Genomic DNA, 18509 nt, shown 5'->3' with positions numbered 1-18509 from the left:
GGCTTTGCGCCGGACGGCAACTGAGAGATACAAGGGACGATCCCCGCTTCGGCGCGAATGCGCCCCCACCACTTCAGCGCAGCGGCGCGCCTTGGCCCAGCAGCCGGGCGGCCTCGTCGGCCATGCGCCGGACGACCTCGCCCGCCGGCTCGACCTCGCGGATCAAGTCGACGGATTCGCTGGCCCAGACCAGCCCGCCGTCGGTGTCGCCGGCCTCGACGGCTGCCTGGAAGCGCGGCCGCTCCTCCTCTACCGCCGTCAGCAGCTCGTCCTCGCGACCGTCCCAGCGTGCGGCGAAATCGTTGCGCACGGCCCGGCCGGTGTAGCCCGAGGGCCAGTCGATGCCGCGGATGATGTCGAAAATCTGCGTGCGCAGCGTCTCGTCGCCCCGCGCCTGGGCCAGGCGGGCCTTGACGTTGGCGTGGCCCAGCGCTTCCCGCGTCGCGAAAAGCCGGGTGCCGACAAGCACGCCCGCCGCGCCCAGCATGAAGGAGGCCGCCATGCCGCGTCCGTCGGCGACACCGCCGGCGGCCATCACCGGCACCGGCGCCACCGCGTCCGCCACGGCGGGGACCAGCGCGAAGGTCCCGCGGCTGGCGCCGTGACCGCCCGCTTCCGTGCCCTGCGCCACGATCAGGTCGGCGCCAAGCTCGGCCGCGCGCTCGGCGTCGGCGACCGTCTGCACCTGCATGATGAGGCGCGCGCCGGCATCCTTGATGCGCGCTGCAAAGGGGGACGCGTCCCCGAACGACAGCATCACCGCCGACGGCTTCCGCGCCAGCGCCGCGTCCAGACGCTCCGGGTACCGGCTGAGATGCCAAGTGATAAAGCCGATGCCGACCGGGGCGTTGCCGGCGTTGTCGAACTCCCGCTCGATCCAGGTTTCGTCCAGGTATCCAGGTCCCAGCAACCCGCACCCGCCGGCCTGCGCGACCGCCGCGGCCAGCCCGCCGCCGGACACCGCGCCCATCGGCGCAAGCACAATCGGCAGTTCGCAGTCCAGCAACCGGGTTACGGGCGTGTCCCACACGCCGCCGCTCGAAGACGCCATCGTTCTTCTCCTCAACACCACCACACCCATAGAGGCGGAACCATCGAAGGGCCGCCGCGCCCCAGACCTTGCCGCGCGCCTGTCGAAACCGCAAGGACCGTCCCTCCACCCGGCCTGCAGCGGGCCGGCCGGCGATCCTGCGTTCAAGTGCGAAGGTGACTTTCGGCGTGCCGCGTTGTGACATCGGTGTGCCACCACTTAAGAGTTCGTCGGCCCGCAACCTTAAATAAGTATTATCGTTAGATAACCGTTTCGCTCCTTAAAGCGCAATATTCCGAGTGGACACATCTGGGGATGGCGTCTGTCGCACTCGAAATATACATGCTTGGCCGCCAGCGTTTGCTGTACCGTGACCGTGAGTTGTTCCTGAATCTGCGCAAGGGGTGGGCGCTTCTGGGATGGCTTCTGGTTTCGCCGGATCAGCGCGGCGACCGTTCGCGCCTGGCCGGAACGTTGTGGGCCGAGGCCAGCGAGGATCGTGCCCGGCGCTGTCTCAATACGACGATGTGGCGGCTGCGCGAGGTGATGCGCTCGGCGGGCGTCGACCCCGACGCGGTGTTCGACACCTGCGGCGACAGCGTCGCCATCCGTTCCGACGCGCCGGTGATCTCCGACGTCGGCACATTCGACGCGATGACGCGGGGACTTCCCGCCCTCAGCGACGACGAAGCCGCGCACCGCCGACTTGCCGAGGCGATCGCCATCTATCGCGGCGACTTCCTGGTCAGCCACGACGACGACTGGGTCATGCTGGTCCGCGAGAACCTGCGCGCCCGCTACATCAAGGCGCAGGAGGATCTGCTCCAGCATCATCTTGGCGCAAGCCAGTGGATGCAGGCCATCGACGTCGGGCGCCAGTTGCTGGAGAACGATCCGCTGCTGGAACACGTTCACCGCACCCTGATCCAGTGCCACGGCGCCCTGGGCGAGCGCACCGCCGCCCGCCGCCAGTTCGAGGCCTGCGCCCGACTCCTCCGGGTGGAATTGGACGCCGATCCGATGCCGGAGACGGTCCTCGCCCTCAACGCGGCTGTCAGCACGCACGCGCTGCCAAGCGTGGCGGAAAGGCTTGCCGACGCCACCCGCGACAGGACCGCGACCGAGATTCAAATGGCGCTGAAGCACCTGATGCTGGCCCAGTCGATCCTTCAGCGCGTCTGCCGCCAACCGGACGACAACGAGGCCGAGCCAGAGGCCTGATCCCACCCAAGCCGCATTTTCCGCCACCTCCCACCGCCGTTCTCTCAAGTCCGGCCACAGGCTGGACCGTGCCGAATCACGTCCGATCACATCAGGTGATCGCCAGGTGACTCCGCCGTGTGCCGCGAGAGACCGCCGTCTGATCCGCTGCCCCATCGGGGATGCTGGGCCGCGGGCACGGGCCCGACGGCCGGCCAGGGAGAACAAGGTGGATGAGCCGACACTGCGACGGCGGCATTTCCTGGTCACGATGTGGCTGGAGCCGCGCGAAATCGAGGGCGAGGCCCCGTTCTGGCGAGGCTCCGTCCGGGAAATCTCACCTGACGGCGCAAGCGGCGCCGGCCTCCGCCCCGTCCATTTCGAAAGCTGGGAAGAACTGCCCGACGCGCTGGCCTGCCTCATCCGCCGGCGCGCCGGCAAACGCCGCGCCTGAACCGATGCCGTCCGCCGGAGCGCTGCCGAAGGAAGCTGTACGATGACCGTCTCCATCCAGCCCAATCACCTGATCAGCTCGGATACGCGTCCGTCCACCTCCTACCTGATCCGCACCGGCAACGAACCGCGCTGGATCGAGGTGGTGGTGACCACGGACCCCACCCTCGCCCGCCCGGAAAACCAGGCACGGCGGACAGCCGAGAACTTCTTCTCCACGCGCGGCTACCGCGAGCGCATGGAAGCCCAGCGCGGCGAGGCCGTCTTCGTGCTGCCGGCGGCGATCCTGGCGCGCTTTGTCGGGCAGGAGCGGCTCTATCACGGGGTCGCCGCCTTCGACCGGCCAAGCGGCGGCCAGCCGATCAAGATCGTCTGGCCGGACGAGCGCCGTCCTTATGTCGACATCAGCGGCCTGACGGGCCGGACGCTGCGCCGCACGCTGGGCGCGCCCAACCCGCGCGGCGAGCTGGTCGACTATGGCGACAGCAACGGCGACTCGGCCTTCCTGACCTGGGCGGGCGATGCGGCACGCCCCGGCAAGGAGCCGGCCACCGCCGCCCCGCCGGCCCCCGGACCTGGAATGAACGGGAACGGCAACGGGGAGGGCGCCCAGCAGCCGAATGGCGCGGGCAACGGCAATGGCAACGGCGGCGAGGTGGCGGCGCAGTCCTACGTCTACGACGACGGCTTCGGCCCGATGCCGCAACCGGCTGCGCCGATGGCCGGCGACATCCCGCTCGACCCCGGCGCCGGCGGCCGGTCTATCGCCACCTCGGCGCTTGAGATGGGCGATATCATCCTGTCCACCGGGGACAACCCGATCTCGGCCGCGATCCGGCGCGCAACGGGCCAGCACGTCAGCCATTCCATGGTCTACATCGGCCCGGACGAGGCCGGCACGCACAAGGTCATCGAGTCCGTCGCCGAGGGCGTCGTCGAGCGCGGGCTGGCCGAGGCGATTGCGGATGCCAGCGTCGCCGTCGCCTTCCGTCACCCTTCGCTTACGGCCGAGATGGCGGGACAGTTGGTCTCCACCCTGCGCGGGCTGATCGGTCACGACTACGACTTCGGCGGCATCCTGCGCCAGGCCCGCTTCCGCGTCGGCCCCGACAGCGACGAGCGGCGCCGCGTCGTCCTGGGGACCGACAACGACGACAAGTTCTTCTGTTCCGAACTGGTGCTGGAGGCCTATCGCCGCGTTGGCCTGCCGCTGAGCGAGACACCTCCGCACTGGTCCTCACCAGGCGACATCGCCGATGTGCTGATGCCCATCGGCTACGTCGGCCACCTGAAGGCGGAGGTTACCGTGGACCAGTTAAGCCACATGCGCCACCCCCGCGCCGGCGCCCGCACCCTCGGCGGCGCCATGCCCGAGGTCGATGTCAAACTGCGTGTCTTCATCCCGGCACCCGCCATCGGCATGGACGTGCCGGCCCTTGGCACCGTCAAGGCCTTCGGCGGCGACGGCCGGTCGTTCGACTACAGCCGCGGCACCAGCCGGGCGGAGATCCATGGCCGCGTCCGCTTGGGCGCGCCCGGCGCGGCGCCGCAAGTCACGGTCGTCGACCGCCACTGGGCCGAAAGCCTGGAATATGACGCCAGCGACGTCAGCGACGTCAGCGGCAAGCCGGACTGGTGGAAGCAAGTCCGCGAAGGCGCCACACCAACCGATAGGGCCAGGCACCGGCTTAGCGACGACAACCTGTCGCTGCGCCTGGGCGGCGGCTCGCTGCGCTCCGACATCGAGGGCGCGGCGGGCGACGCCACGCCGGTTACCTTCCATGTCGAGGGCAACCTGCCCCTGCTGCCCGGCTCGCCGGATATCGACGCGCATATCACGGTGTTCCTGTTGCGCGAGGGCGACAACGTCCGCGCCCGCGTCTACGGCACGCACGACCGCTTCCCCGCCTACGAGCTGTACGTGAACCAGCGGCGCATCTACGCCTACAACCCCGTGGCGGCCGGAAACGGCCCCACATCGCTGTCCGGCTCCAGCGACCAGCGCATCGACGGCGACTATGTCGATGCCGGCCCCATCGTCGCGACGCAAGCAATGGGCATGGGCGGCGGCACCATGCCGGCGGGCGCCTTCTATGGCGCGGCGGCGGAAAGCCTGGGCCAGACGCCACACGGCGGCGGGCGGTCGAGGTCTTCCCGCCAGCCCTACGCCCACCCGCACGCCGCGTGGGCCGTCGTGGGCGAGGCGGTGGCCGGTGCTGTCGCCGGAACCACGCTGGAACGCCTGACCGACGATGCCGACGACATCGAGTGGACGGTCGAGCGCTTCCACGGCTGGAAGCATGTCGGCGACAATGCCAGCAACAAGGGCCGCACCGCCGACGAGCAGGACAAGACCGTCCTGATCCGAAGCCCGGTGCTGGCGAACTGGTACGGCGTGGACGAGATCTACGCCCACTTCCCCGTCACCTTCCGCTACGACGGCCGCTCCGTCGGCAACGTGCAGGTCGCCGCCCAGCCCCGGAACATGAGCGGGTCCATCGGCATCGACCTGACGGTGCGCGCCCAGGTCCGCGACCTGCCCGGCGCCTTCCAGGCCCAGGACGGCCGCACCATGGCCGGCGTCAAGATCACCTTCTTCTACGAGTTCGACCGCGCCGTCGGGAACAACGACCTCTACGTCCAGGAAGTCCACCTCTATGGCGACGGCCGCGTGACCCGGACGGGCCACTGGACGCAGTCCGGCATCACCCTCAGCGCGTGAAGCGGAGGCCGCCATGTATACCGAGTACGCCTATCCCGCCGCCGCACCGACGGCCGCCAAGGCCCTGCCCGAGAACGGCCTGCGCCTGGTCAGCGAGCCCGAGACGGTCGCGCATCTTGAGCCACTGGCCACCGAGGCGGCCCTGCGCGCCTTCGCGGGCGGCGGCAACGGCCAGGCCGAGGGACAGGAGGCGGACTACCGCGTCACCTTCGAGCCCGAGGCCACTCCGCACCTGACGCCCCTCGCCGCGGAAGCCGGTTTCGCCCAGCCAGCGGGCGGGGAGCGGGAAGGCGAACTTCGCATCGTCTCCGAGCCGGAAAGCGAGCCGCACCTGCCGCCGGTCCAGGCACAAGCCGCTGCCGCCGCACAGCCAGAGCCAGCGGAGGGTGAAGAGGGCGAAAGCGCACTGAGCGACCTGTTCGACATCGTCCGCCGCGTCGCCGAGCAGCACAACGGCGAGGCCGGCTATGGCCACACCGCCGCCGACGAGGCGGGCAGCGGCCTTGTCTACGGCATCGCCCGCTTCCGGCAGGCCAGCGGCGACCTGGGTGCCGTGCTGTCGCTGGCGCGCGAGCGCGACCCGGATCTCTTCGGCGAGGTGATGGGCGCGGAGAACGCTGGCCAACTTATCCAGGTGACGACCGCCAGCGATCCGGCGGCACGCCTGCAACCCGTGGGCGGCGAACCGCTGACCTCCGCTGGATGGCAGCGCCGTTTCGCGGACACCGCGACGGTGGACATCTTCCGCAACGCCCAGCACGAGCACGCCATCGAGGGCCTGCTGCGCCCGCTTTCGCGGCTTCTGGCCGACTTCGGCCTGCGCTCCCGCTTCGCCCTGGCCGCCGCCTTCGACCTCATGGTCATGCGCGGGCCGCAGGCGGCGCGAAATGCCATCGCCGAGGCGCTTGGCCTGTTCACGGCGGAGACGCAACAGCGCACCGCGCTGGCGGCCCTGAACCACGCCGACCTGCGGGGCTTCCAAGCAGCGAACGGCATCTCGGCCAGCGGCCAGGCGGACGCCGCCACGCTGGCCCGCCTGACCCGCCGCGTGCGCGAACGCGGGCTGATGCCGCTGCCCAAAGAGAGCGAGTTGCTGGCCCGCCTTGCCGCCATTGGCGACGCCGCGCGCCAACGCCGTCTGGCGGCCCTGCGCGCCGCTTTCACCACCCCCGGCCGGTAGCCAGAAAGCGGGAGTGGTACGGTGGCGAAGCAGGAAATCCACGCGGCCCGGCAGGCGGTTGAAGAGGTGCAGGGTCACCTGCCGCGCTCGGCCGCCTATGCCGCCCTGGACTCGGCTACCCGCCACCACCTGGACGACAGCCTGACCCGCATCCGCCAGGCGCTGCACACCGCGCGCGGCGGCGAAACGCACGACCCATACGCCCTCGACGCGCCCGCCGCCCGTCCCGCAACGGGCCGAACCTATGCCGCCCGCCCCTTCGCCGAGGGCGAGAACGGCAACGGCGACGTCGCAACGCCCGACCCCAGCCGCGAGCAGATGCGCGCGGTGGACCGCCTGGCCGGCGCGGCCGGCGCGGTCAGCGACGAGCTGGACTTCGCCAACTTCGTCGCCTCGCTGGTCCACGGCACCTTCGACGCCATCGTCGATGCCAGCATCCGGCAGATGGAGGCCTTCGCCGAGCTTGTCAGCGTGGTGGCGAAGGACATCGACAGCTTCACCCGCGAGAACGTCACGCCCAACCAGGTGCGCGACTGGCTGGTGGACCGTTTCCCCGCCGACCTCAGCCTGGAACTCCCCAGCGGTGCGCAGGGGCGCCCGCGCCTGCGCGTCCAACCGGGCGGCGGCGGCGAAGAAGAGGACACCTTCGCCTTCCGCTCGCCCGCGTGGCTGGACGACTTCGGCCTTTCGGGCGAGGAACTGACCGACGAGCTGGTCGAAAGCCGGCTGATCCCCGCCGCCCGCCGCGTGGTCGCCGAGAACCGGATGCGCGACCTCGCGACCATGGTGCTGATGGGCCTGAACCGCGTGCGGGTGGACAGCGGCCTGATTTCCGCCCGCATCCGCATCCGCGCGGCGGCGGCGGACACCACCAGCGTCGACTACGCCAGTTCGCAGGACACCACCGGCAGCAATCAGCGCTGGGGGCGGCGCGGCAGCAACACCTACGAACAGCCGAAGGCGCTGGTCTCCACCGTCGGCGTCAACGTGCAGGCGGAAAGCCAGCTTCAGGCCGAGCTGTTCGGCGAGGTGCGAATCAACTTTTCCAGCGAGACCGTACCGCTGGAGCGCTTCGCGGATGCCGCCGCCATCCAGCTTCTGGAACGCCACGCCCGCGGCGGCCGGCGCGCCGCCCCCCAGCAGCAGCCAGCGCAGGCCACATCGCCGGCGCAACAGCAACAGGATAGCGAGGGAGGCGAGACATGATGCGCCGGCTGGAGGACACGCTGCTCGAACTGATCGAATCGATGCGCCCGCGCGGCGAGGCGGCGGCCATCGTGCGCATCGACGACGTCGCCTTCGACCTGCCGCTGGAGGTGGCGGTGTCGCCGACGCTGGAGATCCTGGCCGACTTCCCGCGCTCGCGCTGGCGCGGCGGCTTTGACATCGCGCCCAGCCGCTGCCGCATCTCGGTCCGCTCTGTGGAGCACAAGTCATGAGCGAAGAGTACGAAAGCCTGCCGCTGGAGGACTTCATCAACGCGCTGAGCAGTCAGCTCGACCGCGCGCAGGCGGCGCTGACGCTGAAAGCGGCCAGCACGCACCTGACCTTCGCGGTGAAGGAGCTGAACCTGCAACTGCGCACGCAGGTCGAGGCGGAGGGGTCGGTGGTGAAGATCCGCCCCGCCGCCCCCGGCGAGCGCGAGGCCAGCATCCTCAACATCGCCTTCACGACCGTCACGCGCCCGATGCTGGAAGAGCATCGCCTGACCATGCAGCCGGCTGAGCCCGAACCGGAAATGGAAGTGGAAGGCGAGGCACCCGCCGAGGAAGAGGATCCCCTGAAGCAGCACTTCAGCGAGGAGGAGCGCCGCCGGCTTGAGTGGGTGGGCATCACCAACGCCGACCAGCTCCGACGCCTGCTGCCGCAGCGCGACCCGCGCACCATCGAGCGCGTGGCGAACATTCCGGCCTTCCGCCTGCGCCAGGCGATGATGCAGGAGCGCCGCCCGGTCGTCCGCCGCATCGTGCGCGACGACGAGCCGCCCGCGCCGCGCGCCCGGAACGGCGACGGCGAACCCCGTGGCGAAGGCCCGGCGGATCGCCTGCGCCTGCGGCTGGAGGGCCGCAATCTGCGCCGCGAGGCGGTGCGCGGCGTGCGGGTGGACGGCGAGAGCGTGCCCCTGGTCCACGCCGGCGACCGGGCGCTGATCGTCGATGCGCCACAAGCCGCGGGCAACAGCGAAGGGCGCGTCGATGTGGATCTCGCCGACGGCGGCTCCCTCAGCTTTGCCTACGACCCGCAGATCCTCGCGCTGGGCGCCGGTATTACCGTGCATCCCGCCTATTCGGGGGCCAAGCCATGACCGGCACCGGATACCTCGCCATGCCCTGGGCACCAACCGCGCGCGGGTACTGCGCGCCGCGCCGGCTGGTCGTGAAGCTGGCACTCGGCGAGGCGCCGGAGCGGGTGCCGACGCGCAGCGACGTGCGCGCCGGCCGCGCGGCCCCGGAGGCGCAGCTTGGCCACGGCGCGCTGGATCGGCTGCTGCGCCGCTTCGGCGGACAGGCGCGGATCGCCCGCCTGCACGACGCCGCCTGCGCCCACGAGCCGGGGCAGCGCCATCATGGCTTCGACGACCTGGAGCACACCTGCGGCGTCGCGCGAATCTTCGAGGTCGCCCTGGCCGAGCACTGCAACGTCTTGGATGCCGTCGATGCGCTGCGCCAACTCGCCATCGTGGACTGGGCCATCCCGCACTATTTCTGCGTCAGTGAGCAGGACGCCCCGGCGCCACCGCCTCCGCCGAAGGACGCGCCAAGGGATGCGGAGGCGCGCGCCTCGACGCTTGAACGTATCGGTGCCACCCGCATTCACGAGATCGAGCCGGGCGACCCGGCGGTCGTGGTCGCCGTCATCGACACCGGCACGGCCAAGCGCCATCCCGAGCTTGCGGGCCAGCTTCGCGCCGGCTTCGACGCCGTCAACTTCCGCCAGGAGGAGGTCGGCCACGGCCTGGCACTGGTGGGCGACTTCTCGGCCCGCGACATCGACCCGGACGAGGCCCACAACGGCCACGGCACCGCCTGCGCCAGCCTGTTGAAGGCCAAGGGCACGGTGCTGCATCCGGGGCTTGCCGGCGAGTGCGGCGCGCAGCCTGTGCGCGCGCTGGCCTCGGCGATGCCGCCGGGCGGCGACAAGGTGGTCGGCCTGGGCGCAATTCCCGATATCGAGTTCGCCTTTAAGCACGCGGTCGACCTGGGCGCGCGCATCGTCAACATGAGCTTCGGCACCTCGCAGACATCGCTAAGCCCCGGCGACCCGCCGCCGCACGCGGAAACCGTCGCCTATGCCATTGCCAAGGGCGCGATCCCGGTGGCGGCCAGCGGCAACACGGCAACGGACGAGTTGATCTATCCCGCCGCGCTTCCGGGCGTCATCGCCGTCGGCGCCGTGGATGCGGACGACCGGCCGGCGCCCTTCACCACGCGCGGCAGCCACGTCGCCCTCTGCGCGCCCGGCGAGCGGCTGCTGGCCGCGGATATCGAGGGCTATCAGTGGGTGACGGGCACCAGCTTCGCGGCCCCGCTGGTAGCCGGGGCGGCCGCGCTGCTGGTGAGCCGCGCGCTGCGCCATGCCATTGCCCTCGGCGCGTCGGAGATCCGGCACCTGCTGGTCCACACGGCGCGGCCGTGGCGGACGGCCGCCGGAGAGGGCGTCGGCGTGGGAACCCTGGACGTGGGCGCGGCCCTGGCCGCCCTGGACCGACGGCTGGCGATCTCGACGGACTTCGAGCCCGCGGCATTGGAGGCGTGAGCGATGGCATACGAGAAACACCCGAAACCCGGTGCCGGCGACAAGGACCCGAAGGGCACCGGAGCGTCGAAGGGCACATCCGGCGATGGCGGAAAGCCCTCCGAGGAAGCGCCGGCGAGCGCTGACACATCGCCGGCGAAGAGCGCCTCTCCCACGGGAAAGCCGGGCTCCGGCGCGGACACCGTGCGCGACGAGGGGAAGACGGGCGCAAGGCCCGGGGACAAGGGGTCCGGCGGCGGCTCCAACAACGAAGGCCCGCCGCCCGACAGGCCATCGTCAGGATACGGAGGACACAAGTCTATGGCCGAGCCAATCGTCTTTATCGACATCAAGGAGAACGAGGAACGCGCCCGTCTCTCCCTGCAGCAGCGTCTCGAAGGCCTCGAAAAGCGGGCAAAGGACAGCGTCCTCTCCCTCAGCGAGCGCCACGAGCTGGATGAACTCAAGAAAACCGCCGATGCGCTGAAGAAAGCGCGCCGGCAGACGCCGGTGGTCGTCGATCCGCTCTACAAGGCCTTGCAAGAGGACCTGAGGCCCTATCTCAACACGGGCGGACAGGACCCGGCCATCGGCCCGCACCTGGAAGGCATGCTGCCCAGCCAGTACAAGGACGGCGGCAATCCGGGCTATGCCGGCCTGACGTTCCGCGAGCGGGCGTTTGCCGCCGTCTACGGCGTCCTGCAGCGCGACGGCCTTTCCAACCCGGAGCATTCGCGCTTCAAGAGCGAGGTCAGCGTCGCGCTGGCGGAATACAACAACGACGCCGAACTTTACGATGCGGTGCTGAAGACGCTGGTCGAGGACCCGGACGTCACATCACGGCCGGAGGCGCTCACCAAGCGCTGGGTCATCATCGCCCAGAACCTGTCCAAGAGCGGTGTGCAGGCCGACGACGACAAGCTGCCGATCTATATCCGCAGCGGCATCGAGGACGTCGTCTCGCCCGGCACGGACGACACGCCCGGTTTCGCAACGGAGATCATGCTGCCCGACCTGGAGGCGGGCACGGTCGTCGAGATCAAGGCGAACAACCTGCGCGCCGCGCAGGCGATCTTCTTCGCCTCGATGATGGAGGAAGCCGGCCTTTGGGCCGTGCGCGACAAGATCGCCGAGCTGTTCCAGTACGGCTACCTGCCGTTCACGCGGGGCTTCGCCGGCGACTACCTCTACAACGTCGTGCTGCGCAAGGTGGCGGTCAGGATCAGCGAGGAGGAGCGGCGCACGCTATACGCCCGTCTCTTCGGCGTCCCCGGCGGCAATCCGATGATGAACGGCGGCGGCTACCGCGAGTTCTACGACCATCTGGACCTCGCCGCCTCGTCGGTGGTCACGCTGCTGCGCGACCTGAACAAGTCGGAGAACCTGATCTTCATCAACCAGGAACGCGCCCGGAAGTCGCTGCGCGACCTTGCCGCGGGGCTGTCCCTGCACGCCTACGGCGTCGCCTACTTCGCGGCGGTCGAGCTGCAGAAGGAGATCAACGACATCTCCAGGTTCCTGGGCGATCCGGAAGTCCAGCGCATGTATGGCGCAAACGACATGTGGCAGGTGATCGACCAGGTGAAGATCGCTGAGCTGAACATGCGCTCCAACACCACGCGGGCAAAGACGGTGGCGAACGCCGTGGCCGTCATCATCCGCTGGTGCGCGAAGAATGCCGGCGCGCTCGCCTCGTCCAGCGTGATCCGCATCATCGACATCGAGGAACTGCGCAACCCGCGCATGAGCCGGCCGGTCGAGGCGCTGAGCGATCCGACCGACTACGACCTGGCCGTGGCGTGCGAGCAGTACCTCGCGATGACGTCGCAGGGAGAGCAGACCATCCAGCGTCTCGGCACCAACCCCGTCGAGGCCAACATCCCCAGCAGCCAGCCCGTGCGGATACCGCAGGTTGCCAGGGACGCGCTGGAATCCGTCGGCATTCCGTTCGGGCGGCGTAGCTGATCGCCACACCGCCCGCGCGCTGCAATGGAGATAATGCGATGCGCACGCGACCGATGTCGGAAGCGGTGAGGCAGCGGGTCCGCACAGCCGCCGCGCGGCTGGGCACGCAGGACCCCCTGCCCTTCGTCGGCCCCTTGATCGACGCGAGCTTCAACCTGCCGGAAGGGGATGGACGTTATGGAGACAACGCCCTCTCCCCCGGCGCCGTCCCGCTGGAGCCGTCGTTCTCGGAGGCCGAACCGCGCACCCTGCGGTTCACGATGGAGCCGCTGGGCCCGCAGGCCTCGCCCACTGTACGGCGCAACGAGGCGACGAGCTACATGCGCGGCCTTGTCGGCCAATTGTTCGGCCGCGGGGCGCTGCACTGGTTCGACCGCACAAGCGAGCCCTGGCGTGGGATGGGCCGCATGTCCGGCCAGGGCTTCGGCGCCTGGTTCGGCAGCGGCTTCGACTCCGACGGCCTTTATTCCTCGAAGGTTTATTACGAGCTGGAAGACGGGCAGCTCGACGTCCTGCCGACGGAGCTTGCGCGCATCGTGCGGGATGCCACCGACGCCCTGCCGACACTGGCACCGCTATTCACCACCATCACCTGCGGACGCCGCCATGGCCGGCAGCGGGCGACCCTGTACCAGCGCGGCCCGCTGAGAAGCGACGACCTGCGCATCCTGCTGGAACGCCTGGGGTTGAGCCACCAGCTTCCCGGCCTGATGCGGGTGATGGGCCTGGCGCTGGGCGGGCGCTTCGACCTGCCGGAGGGCACGGTGCTGATCGGCCTGTCGAACACGCCGGACGGGCCCGAGTTCAAGTTGGAGGTGCTGCTCGGCATGCTGGACGACCTGCCGCCCAGCTTCGTCGAGCTGCTGAAGCTGGGCCTGGTGGAGCGGCCCCGGCACCTGAGCGCGCTGGGCCAATGGCTGAACGCCTTCACGCCGGACGAGTCCGACCTGCCCGGCGACTTCTCGGTGCTGAGCATCCGCGTCACGCCCAAGCAGTCGGCCCACGTCAGCCTGTATCTGCGTCCGATGGGCTTCGAGGTGCCGATGCCGGCCGAAGCCGCCGTGCCGCCGCCGACGGCCGCCTGATCCCGCCAACTGGGAGGATATTCGAGATGACCGCGCGCGCGTCCGCCGCCAAGCCGCACCTCGATCCGGAACGCTTCACGGAGGCGCGGCAAAAGGTCCGCTCGCTGCTTGAGAAGAGCGAGGCCTATCAGGCGATGCCCGCCGACAAACGGCGCGACATCGCCAGGAACTTCGTCGAGATCGTCGACTACCTGGGCGCGCCGGACGGCATCCCGCAGGAGAAGATCGCCCGCGCCCGCCAATCGGGCAAGACCGGTGGCGACGCCTATGCCATGCCGATGGCCGAGGGTGATTTCGCCGCCGAGGGCGAAGGCGGGCGGCCGGCGTTCCAGGCGCAGTCCGCGCGCGAGGGCGCGGCGGTGGCCGGCATGCTGCTGCGCGAGGTCAACTTCTCCAGCTTCGTGGGCGGGCTGATCCAGAACGTGTTCCAGGCCATCGTCGATGCCTCGATCCAGCAGATGGAAGCCTATGGCGAGCTGGTCGCCTCGGTCGCGAAGACGCTGAACCAGTTCCGCGACGAGAACGTCTCGGTGAACCAGGGGCGCGACCACCTGGTCGAGCAGTTCCCGGACTTCTTCGAGCTTTCCGTCGATACCGGCTTCTTCGGCGAGACCGGCCCGCGCGTGAAGCTGCGCGACGACGCGGACGACCGCGAAGCGGCACGGCGGGTCAACGAATCCCTGCCGATCGAGGGCGACCCGATCACCTCGCTGGACGACGAGACCATCGAGGAGCGCGTCGTCCCGGCCGCGCGGACACAGCTTGCGACGAGTCGCCAGCAGCTTCTCGCCACCATGGTCCTAATGGGAATTAACCGAATAGTAGTTACTGACGGCCGCATAAGCGCCAAGGTCCTCTACAACTTCCGCGCCCGCGACAACCTGGCCTATCAGCGCAGCGCCACGCGCTTCGACTACGACCGCCGCCTGCGAACGGTCACGGGCGAAGGCGAGTTCGAACGGCGCAGCGACGAGGGCTCCAGCTCCTATAGCTCCAGCGACACGGAAGAAGGGACCGAGTATTCAAGCCGCAACCGGGGCGCCCAGCGCTGGGCCAAGGGCACCTACAAGTACACCAGCCAGCCGGCGTTGAAGCTGGCCTCGGCGACGCAGGAGAACGTCACCGGCTCGCTGGAGACCGCCGCGTCGCTGGCCGGCAACGTCGATATCAACTTCAAGAGCGACTACTTCCCGCTGGAGGAAATGGCCGATTCCTTCCAGATCGGCCGCATCCGCGACGCCTCGCGTCCGGGCAACGCCCGCGAGCAGGTCTCGGAGACATCACGTCAGGGAAGCGAACGGTCCGCCGAAGAGGGCTAGGCCCCGTCCGAAGCAGCATTCGCGGGAGGACACGCAGCGATGGCGACAAGAGCGGACAGGCCTTGGCTGGACGAACAGACGCTCGCCCCGACGCGGGAGAGCGTGCGCGGCATCCTGCAATCCGCGCAGGCGTTCAAGGAGCTTTCCGACGACGAGCGCCGCAACATCGCCGAGAACATGGTCAAGGTCGCCGCCTACATGGCCAACCCGGACGGCCTGGCGGCGAAGGAGCTTTCCCCCGGCGGCGGCGTGCTCAAGCCCCCGACCGCGCCGGTGGAGGAAACCGCGCAGCCGGCGGCGGTGGAAACGGAGGCAGCCCCCACCGCACGACCCCTGCGGGGCGCCACCGACATCGCCCGCCGGCGCGCCGCCCAGGACCCTGGCTTCGCCGGCGAGGACTTTCAGGCCGGCGCAGTGCGGCAAGGCGTGGAGAGCTTCGGGCAACTCGTGCAGACCGTGGATTTCCCGGCCTTCGTGGGCGGGCTGATCGAAAATGTGTTCCAGGCCATCGTCGAAAGCTCGATCCAGCAGATGCGCGCGTATGGCGCCTTGCTGGCCAACGTCGCCAAGACGGTGGACGAATTCGCCCGCGACAACATTACGCCCAACAACGCCCGCGACTGGCTCTCCCAGAACTACCCGGACACCTTGCAGATCCAGACCGGCGGCGAGGACGCCTTCGGCGGCTTCGGCACCTTCGCCGAGGAAGGGGAAGGCGACGGCGAGGGATCGGGCGGCCCCCGCCTGGAGGCTACCGGCGACAATCCGCAGGAGCAGCTTCGCCGCATCTCCGAGGAACTGCAATTGCAGGAGCCGGTGAACGACCTCTCCGACGAGCGGCAGGAGCAGCGGCTGGTCATGGCCGCGCGCCTCAACATGGCCCGCGCGCGCCAGCAACTCCTGTCCTCCATGGTGATGCTCGGAATTAATCGAATAGTAGTTACGGATGGCTTGATAAACGCCAAGGTGATCTTCGGCCTGCGCGCCTCGGATCTGGCACAGCGGCGTTCGCGCGCCTCGATGAGCGACATCGCCAAGCAGAAGACCGAGGCGCGCACCAGCTTCCGCTACGGCGGCTGGTTCTCGCCGGTGAAGGCCAGCGGCTCCATCGCGCACACCAGCGAGCACATGGCCACCGTCCAGTCCTCGGTTGACGAAACCTCCGAGTCCCGCGCGGAAGTGAAGGCGCGGCTGTCCGGCGAAGTGCGCGTGAACTTCAAGAGCGACTACTTCCCGATGGAGAAGCTGGCGACGCCGCAGATGATCGCGGCGATCCAGGGCAACGCCGAGCCGCTTGAAAAACCGGTCGAGGACGCGTGATGAGCCCGTCCCGCGCCCCCGCCCTGCCCGTGTCGCTGGACCGGCCGATCGCGCTGGAAACCGCGTTGTCGCGGGCGCGGGGCCTGTTGCAAGGCGCTCGGGCGCTGGCCATGCAGCTTGGCGACCTGGGCGTCATCGACCTGCCGCCGGCCTCCGCAACGCCGGCGGACCAGTCCAACCTGCGCGCCACGGCGGTGCTCTACCTCGCTTCGGAAGTCGAGCAGGCGGGCCTGATCTCCGCCGTCGAGACCCTGGCCGGCCTCTTCGCCAGCGGCGGCGTGCGCCGTATCGACGGAGCCGGCGCGCAGCAGCTTCACGCCTTCTGGCGCACCCGCCGCGACCGCCCGGCCCGCGCGGAGCGCCTGGCCACCTTCGCCCGCCTGTTCGGGACCGAAAGCGACGTTACGTTCTCCATCCGCAACGCCCAGAACACCGGGTTCGAGCGCGCGATGATCGACTTCACCGAAGCCCTGGCCGCCTATGGCCGACGCGAACGGGACGATATCCATGCCGGCGAGACGGTGCGTATCCAGACCACCGCCGACGCGCTGGCGGACAATCTGCTGACCCGCAGCGGCGGCATCGGGCTCTACCTCGCCGAATCCCTGCTGGAACTGATCGATGCGGCGGTGAAGATCCTGAAGGACCCGAGCGTCCAGGCCGCCGTAGCCGCGCAAGGCGTCTGGGACGCCGTCAGGCGTATCCACATGCTTTACGGCGAGCGGGGTGGGCGCATGCGCGTCGATCCGCACGTCCGCCGCGCCAAGGCCGGCTTCGACCTGTTGACCTGGCTGGCCGACAGCCTGGGCGGCGTGCGCGGCGGCTCCTTCGGCGGGTTGCGCCCGCCCGACGATGTGCTGCAGGCCGCCAACATCTGGCTGCTGGCCAGCCTCGACCTCTACGAAGGCCGCCGCGCATCCGGCCCGGCCGAGGGCTGATCATGACGGCGGCCGCGCCCGAGACGGCGGCACAGGCCCCGCCCGGCACGCCGCCGGCGGAGCAGCAACTCGCGCTGGTCCGCGCCAACGTCCGCGACCTGTTGGACCGCGCGCCCGAGTACAAGCACCTGGAAGCCGGCAAGCGCCGGGAACTGGCCCACGCGATGGTCCGCCTCAGCGATCTCGCCCTCTCCCTGATGCGCGAGGAGGCGGACAGCGAGGCGGAGGCCGAGCGCAACCTGGCCGCCGAACCCGCGGCGGCAGCGGCGGCAACAGCGGCACCGCTGGCCGCGGGCGACGAGTTCAGCGGCGTCTCGGCGGAACGCGTCGCCGGCGTGACGCGGCGAATCCTGAACGCCGTTTCCTTCCCGCGCTTCGTCACCGAGCTTGTGAACGGCGTCTTCAAGGCGGTCCTCGATTCCAACATGCAGCAGATGAACGCCTACGTGGAACTGCTTAACAACGTCTCCGCGTCGACCGAGGGTTTCGCCGACACCAATTTCGGCGCGCCGCGCGCCCGGCAATGGCTGGCCGAGCGCTTTCCCGGCAGCTTCGAGGTGCGCGGCGGCGGCGAACAGGAAGAGGACGACTTCTTCGCCGGCGATCCCGATTTCGCCGATTCCGGGAGCGGCGCACGGCTTATCCTGCGTCAGGGTGGCGAATGGCCGTCGGAGGAGGCGCTTCGGGTCGAGCTTGGGCTGGCGGAGAACGAGACGGTTCCGCGCGGCGACCCGGAACGCGTGCTGGTGCCCCTCGCCCGGCGGCAGCTTTCGCGCAATCGCCAGCAAATGCTGGCAACGCTCGTTATGCTTGGCATGCAGCGGATCGTCATCGACCACGGCCGCATCAACGCCTCGATGCGCTTCCACATCGACACGCGCAGCGCCGCGGAAAGCGACACCGGCAGCACCTTCGACTTCCGCCACACCAGCGCGGCGCGGGGACGCTTCGGCGCCGGGCCGTGGGGTGTCAGCGCATCCATGCAGAACACCATCGGCTATGTGAACACCCAGAGCTCGCGCACCACGGAGGAACTGAACACCGACCTGGAACTGAACTCCTCGGTCGAGCTGAATTTCCACAGCGACTACCTGCCGCTCAACCGCATGGCGACGCAGAACCAGCAGAACCGCATCATGGCGAACAGCCGCAACCCGCAGGCCGAAATCGCCGCCGCGCGCGAGCGGGAATCGCAGCGCCGGCAAGCCCGGCACCAGCGCGACGAACAGCGCCGCCAGCAACTCGAAACCCGCCTGCAACCACGCCAGCAGCCACAGATCGACGTCCCCGAGCCGCCCGGCGGACAGCGCGAAACAGGCGGCGGCTCAGGCGGTGGCGGCGGCAACTCTGGCGGCGGAGAAAACGCCTCTCAGCCCGCTACGCGGGCAGCTCCCCCGCCGGGGAGCGACTAAGGGACCGATGATAAACGACAAATAGGCGTCTCCCCTGCGGGGGGACCTTTGCGATACGGTCATTTGCGGCGAGGAGTTTGACGAGGGCCGGTTTGGCCGGTCCGCGTGGCGGTTTTTTTGTCGGATTGACGGGATAGGGGGCTTTTTTAT

15 protein-coding genes are annotated in these 18509 nt (G+C 69.5%); 14 read left to right on the top strand and 1 reads right to left on the bottom strand.

The window, feature by feature from the left end; all coding sequences use genetic code 11:
• Positions 1-73: 73 nt before the first annotated feature.
• A complete protein-coding gene (locus DRB17_RS14885; RefSeq protein ID WP_114583016.1) occupies positions 74-1051 on the bottom strand; it encodes an NAD(P)H-dependent flavin oxidoreductase in 978 nt (325 codons plus the stop codon).
• A 294-nt stretch (positions 1052-1345) separates the two neighbouring features.
• On the opposite strand from DRB17_RS14885, the gene DRB17_RS14880 reads away from it, so the two are divergent.
• From DRB17_RS14880 to DRB17_RS14815, 14 genes are all read left to right on the top strand, one after another.
• A complete protein-coding gene (locus DRB17_RS14880; protein WP_114583015.1) occupies positions 1346-2251 on the top strand; it encodes an AfsR/SARP family transcriptional regulator in 906 nt (301 codons plus the stop codon).
• Positions 2252-2459: 208 nt separating this feature from the next.
• A complete protein-coding gene (locus tag DRB17_RS14875) occupies positions 2460-2684 on the top strand; it encodes a hypothetical protein (RefSeq protein ID WP_114583014.1) in 225 nt (74 codons plus the stop codon).
• Between the two features lie 42 nt (positions 2685-2726).
• Entirely contained in the window at positions 2727-5405 is a 2679-nt protein-coding gene (locus DRB17_RS14870) for a C40 family peptidase (protein ID WP_114583013.1), read from the top strand.
• Between the two features lie 13 nt (positions 5406-5418).
• Positions 5419-6585: a hypothetical protein gene (locus DRB17_RS14865; protein WP_114583012.1), complete on the top strand. Its 1167-nt coding sequence runs from the start codon at positions 5419-5421 to the stop codon at positions 6583-6585.
• A gap of 21 nt (positions 6586-6606) precedes the next feature.
• Complete coding sequence (locus tag DRB17_RS14860) at positions 6607-7791, top strand: hypothetical protein (RefSeq protein ID WP_114583011.1); 1185 nt, start codon at positions 6607-6609, stop codon at positions 7789-7791.
• The gene (locus DRB17_RS14855) at positions 7788-8024 is read left to right on the top strand and encodes a hypothetical protein (protein WP_114583010.1); all 237 of its coding nucleotides are present in this window, start codon (positions 7788-7790) and stop codon (positions 8022-8024) included. Before DRB17_RS14860 ends, DRB17_RS14855 begins: the two co-directional genes overlap by 4 nt.
• Positions 8021-8890, top strand: coding sequence for a hypothetical protein (locus tag DRB17_RS14850; protein WP_114583009.1), 870 nt, complete (start codon positions 8021-8023; stop codon positions 8888-8890). The genes DRB17_RS14855 and DRB17_RS14850 overlap by 4 nt, the downstream gene beginning before the upstream one ends.
• Positions 8887-10341 (top strand): S8 family peptidase, encoded by a 1455-nt coding sequence (locus tag DRB17_RS14845; RefSeq protein WP_114583008.1) that lies wholly within the window; start codon positions 8887-8889, stop codon positions 10339-10341. The genes DRB17_RS14850 and DRB17_RS14845 overlap by 4 nt, the downstream gene beginning before the upstream one ends.
• A gap of 3 nt (positions 10342-10344) precedes the next feature.
• On the top strand, positions 10345-12285 hold the full coding sequence (locus tag DRB17_RS14840; RefSeq protein WP_114583007.1) for a hypothetical protein: 1941 nt from the start codon (positions 10345-10347) through the stop codon (positions 12283-12285).
• A 38-nt stretch (positions 12286-12323) separates the two neighbouring features.
• Positions 12324-13370: a hypothetical protein gene (locus DRB17_RS14835; protein ID WP_114583006.1), complete on the top strand. Its 1047-nt coding sequence runs from the start codon at positions 12324-12326 to the stop codon at positions 13368-13370.
• 26 nt (positions 13371-13396) lie between these two features.
• On the top strand, positions 13397-14689 hold the full coding sequence (locus tag DRB17_RS14830; protein ID WP_114583005.1) for a hypothetical protein: 1293 nt from the start codon (positions 13397-13399) through the stop codon (positions 14687-14689).
• A gap of 39 nt (positions 14690-14728) precedes the next feature.
• Entirely contained in the window at positions 14729-16009 is a 1281-nt protein-coding gene (locus DRB17_RS14825; RefSeq protein ID WP_114583004.1) for a hypothetical protein, read from the top strand.
• Positions 16009-16947, top strand: coding sequence for a hypothetical protein (locus DRB17_RS14820; protein ID WP_114583003.1), 939 nt, complete (start codon positions 16009-16011; stop codon positions 16945-16947). The genes DRB17_RS14825 and DRB17_RS14820 overlap by 1 nt, the downstream gene beginning before the upstream one ends.
• A gap of 2 nt (positions 16948-16949) precedes the next feature.
• Positions 16950-18359, top strand: a complete 1410-nt coding sequence (locus DRB17_RS14815) for a hypothetical protein (RefSeq protein WP_114583002.1) — start codon at positions 16950-16952, stop codon at positions 18357-18359.
• The last annotated feature ends 150 nt before the right edge of the window (positions 18360-18509 follow it).

Source organism: Ferruginivarius sediminum, assembly GCF_003344765.1.
Lineage (GTDB): Bacteria > Pseudomonadota > Alphaproteobacteria > Kiloniellales > Rhodovibrionaceae > Ferruginivarius > Ferruginivarius sediminum.
Note: the sequence above shows the minus strand (reverse complement) of the source record. Positions and strands in the feature narration are given on the sequence as shown.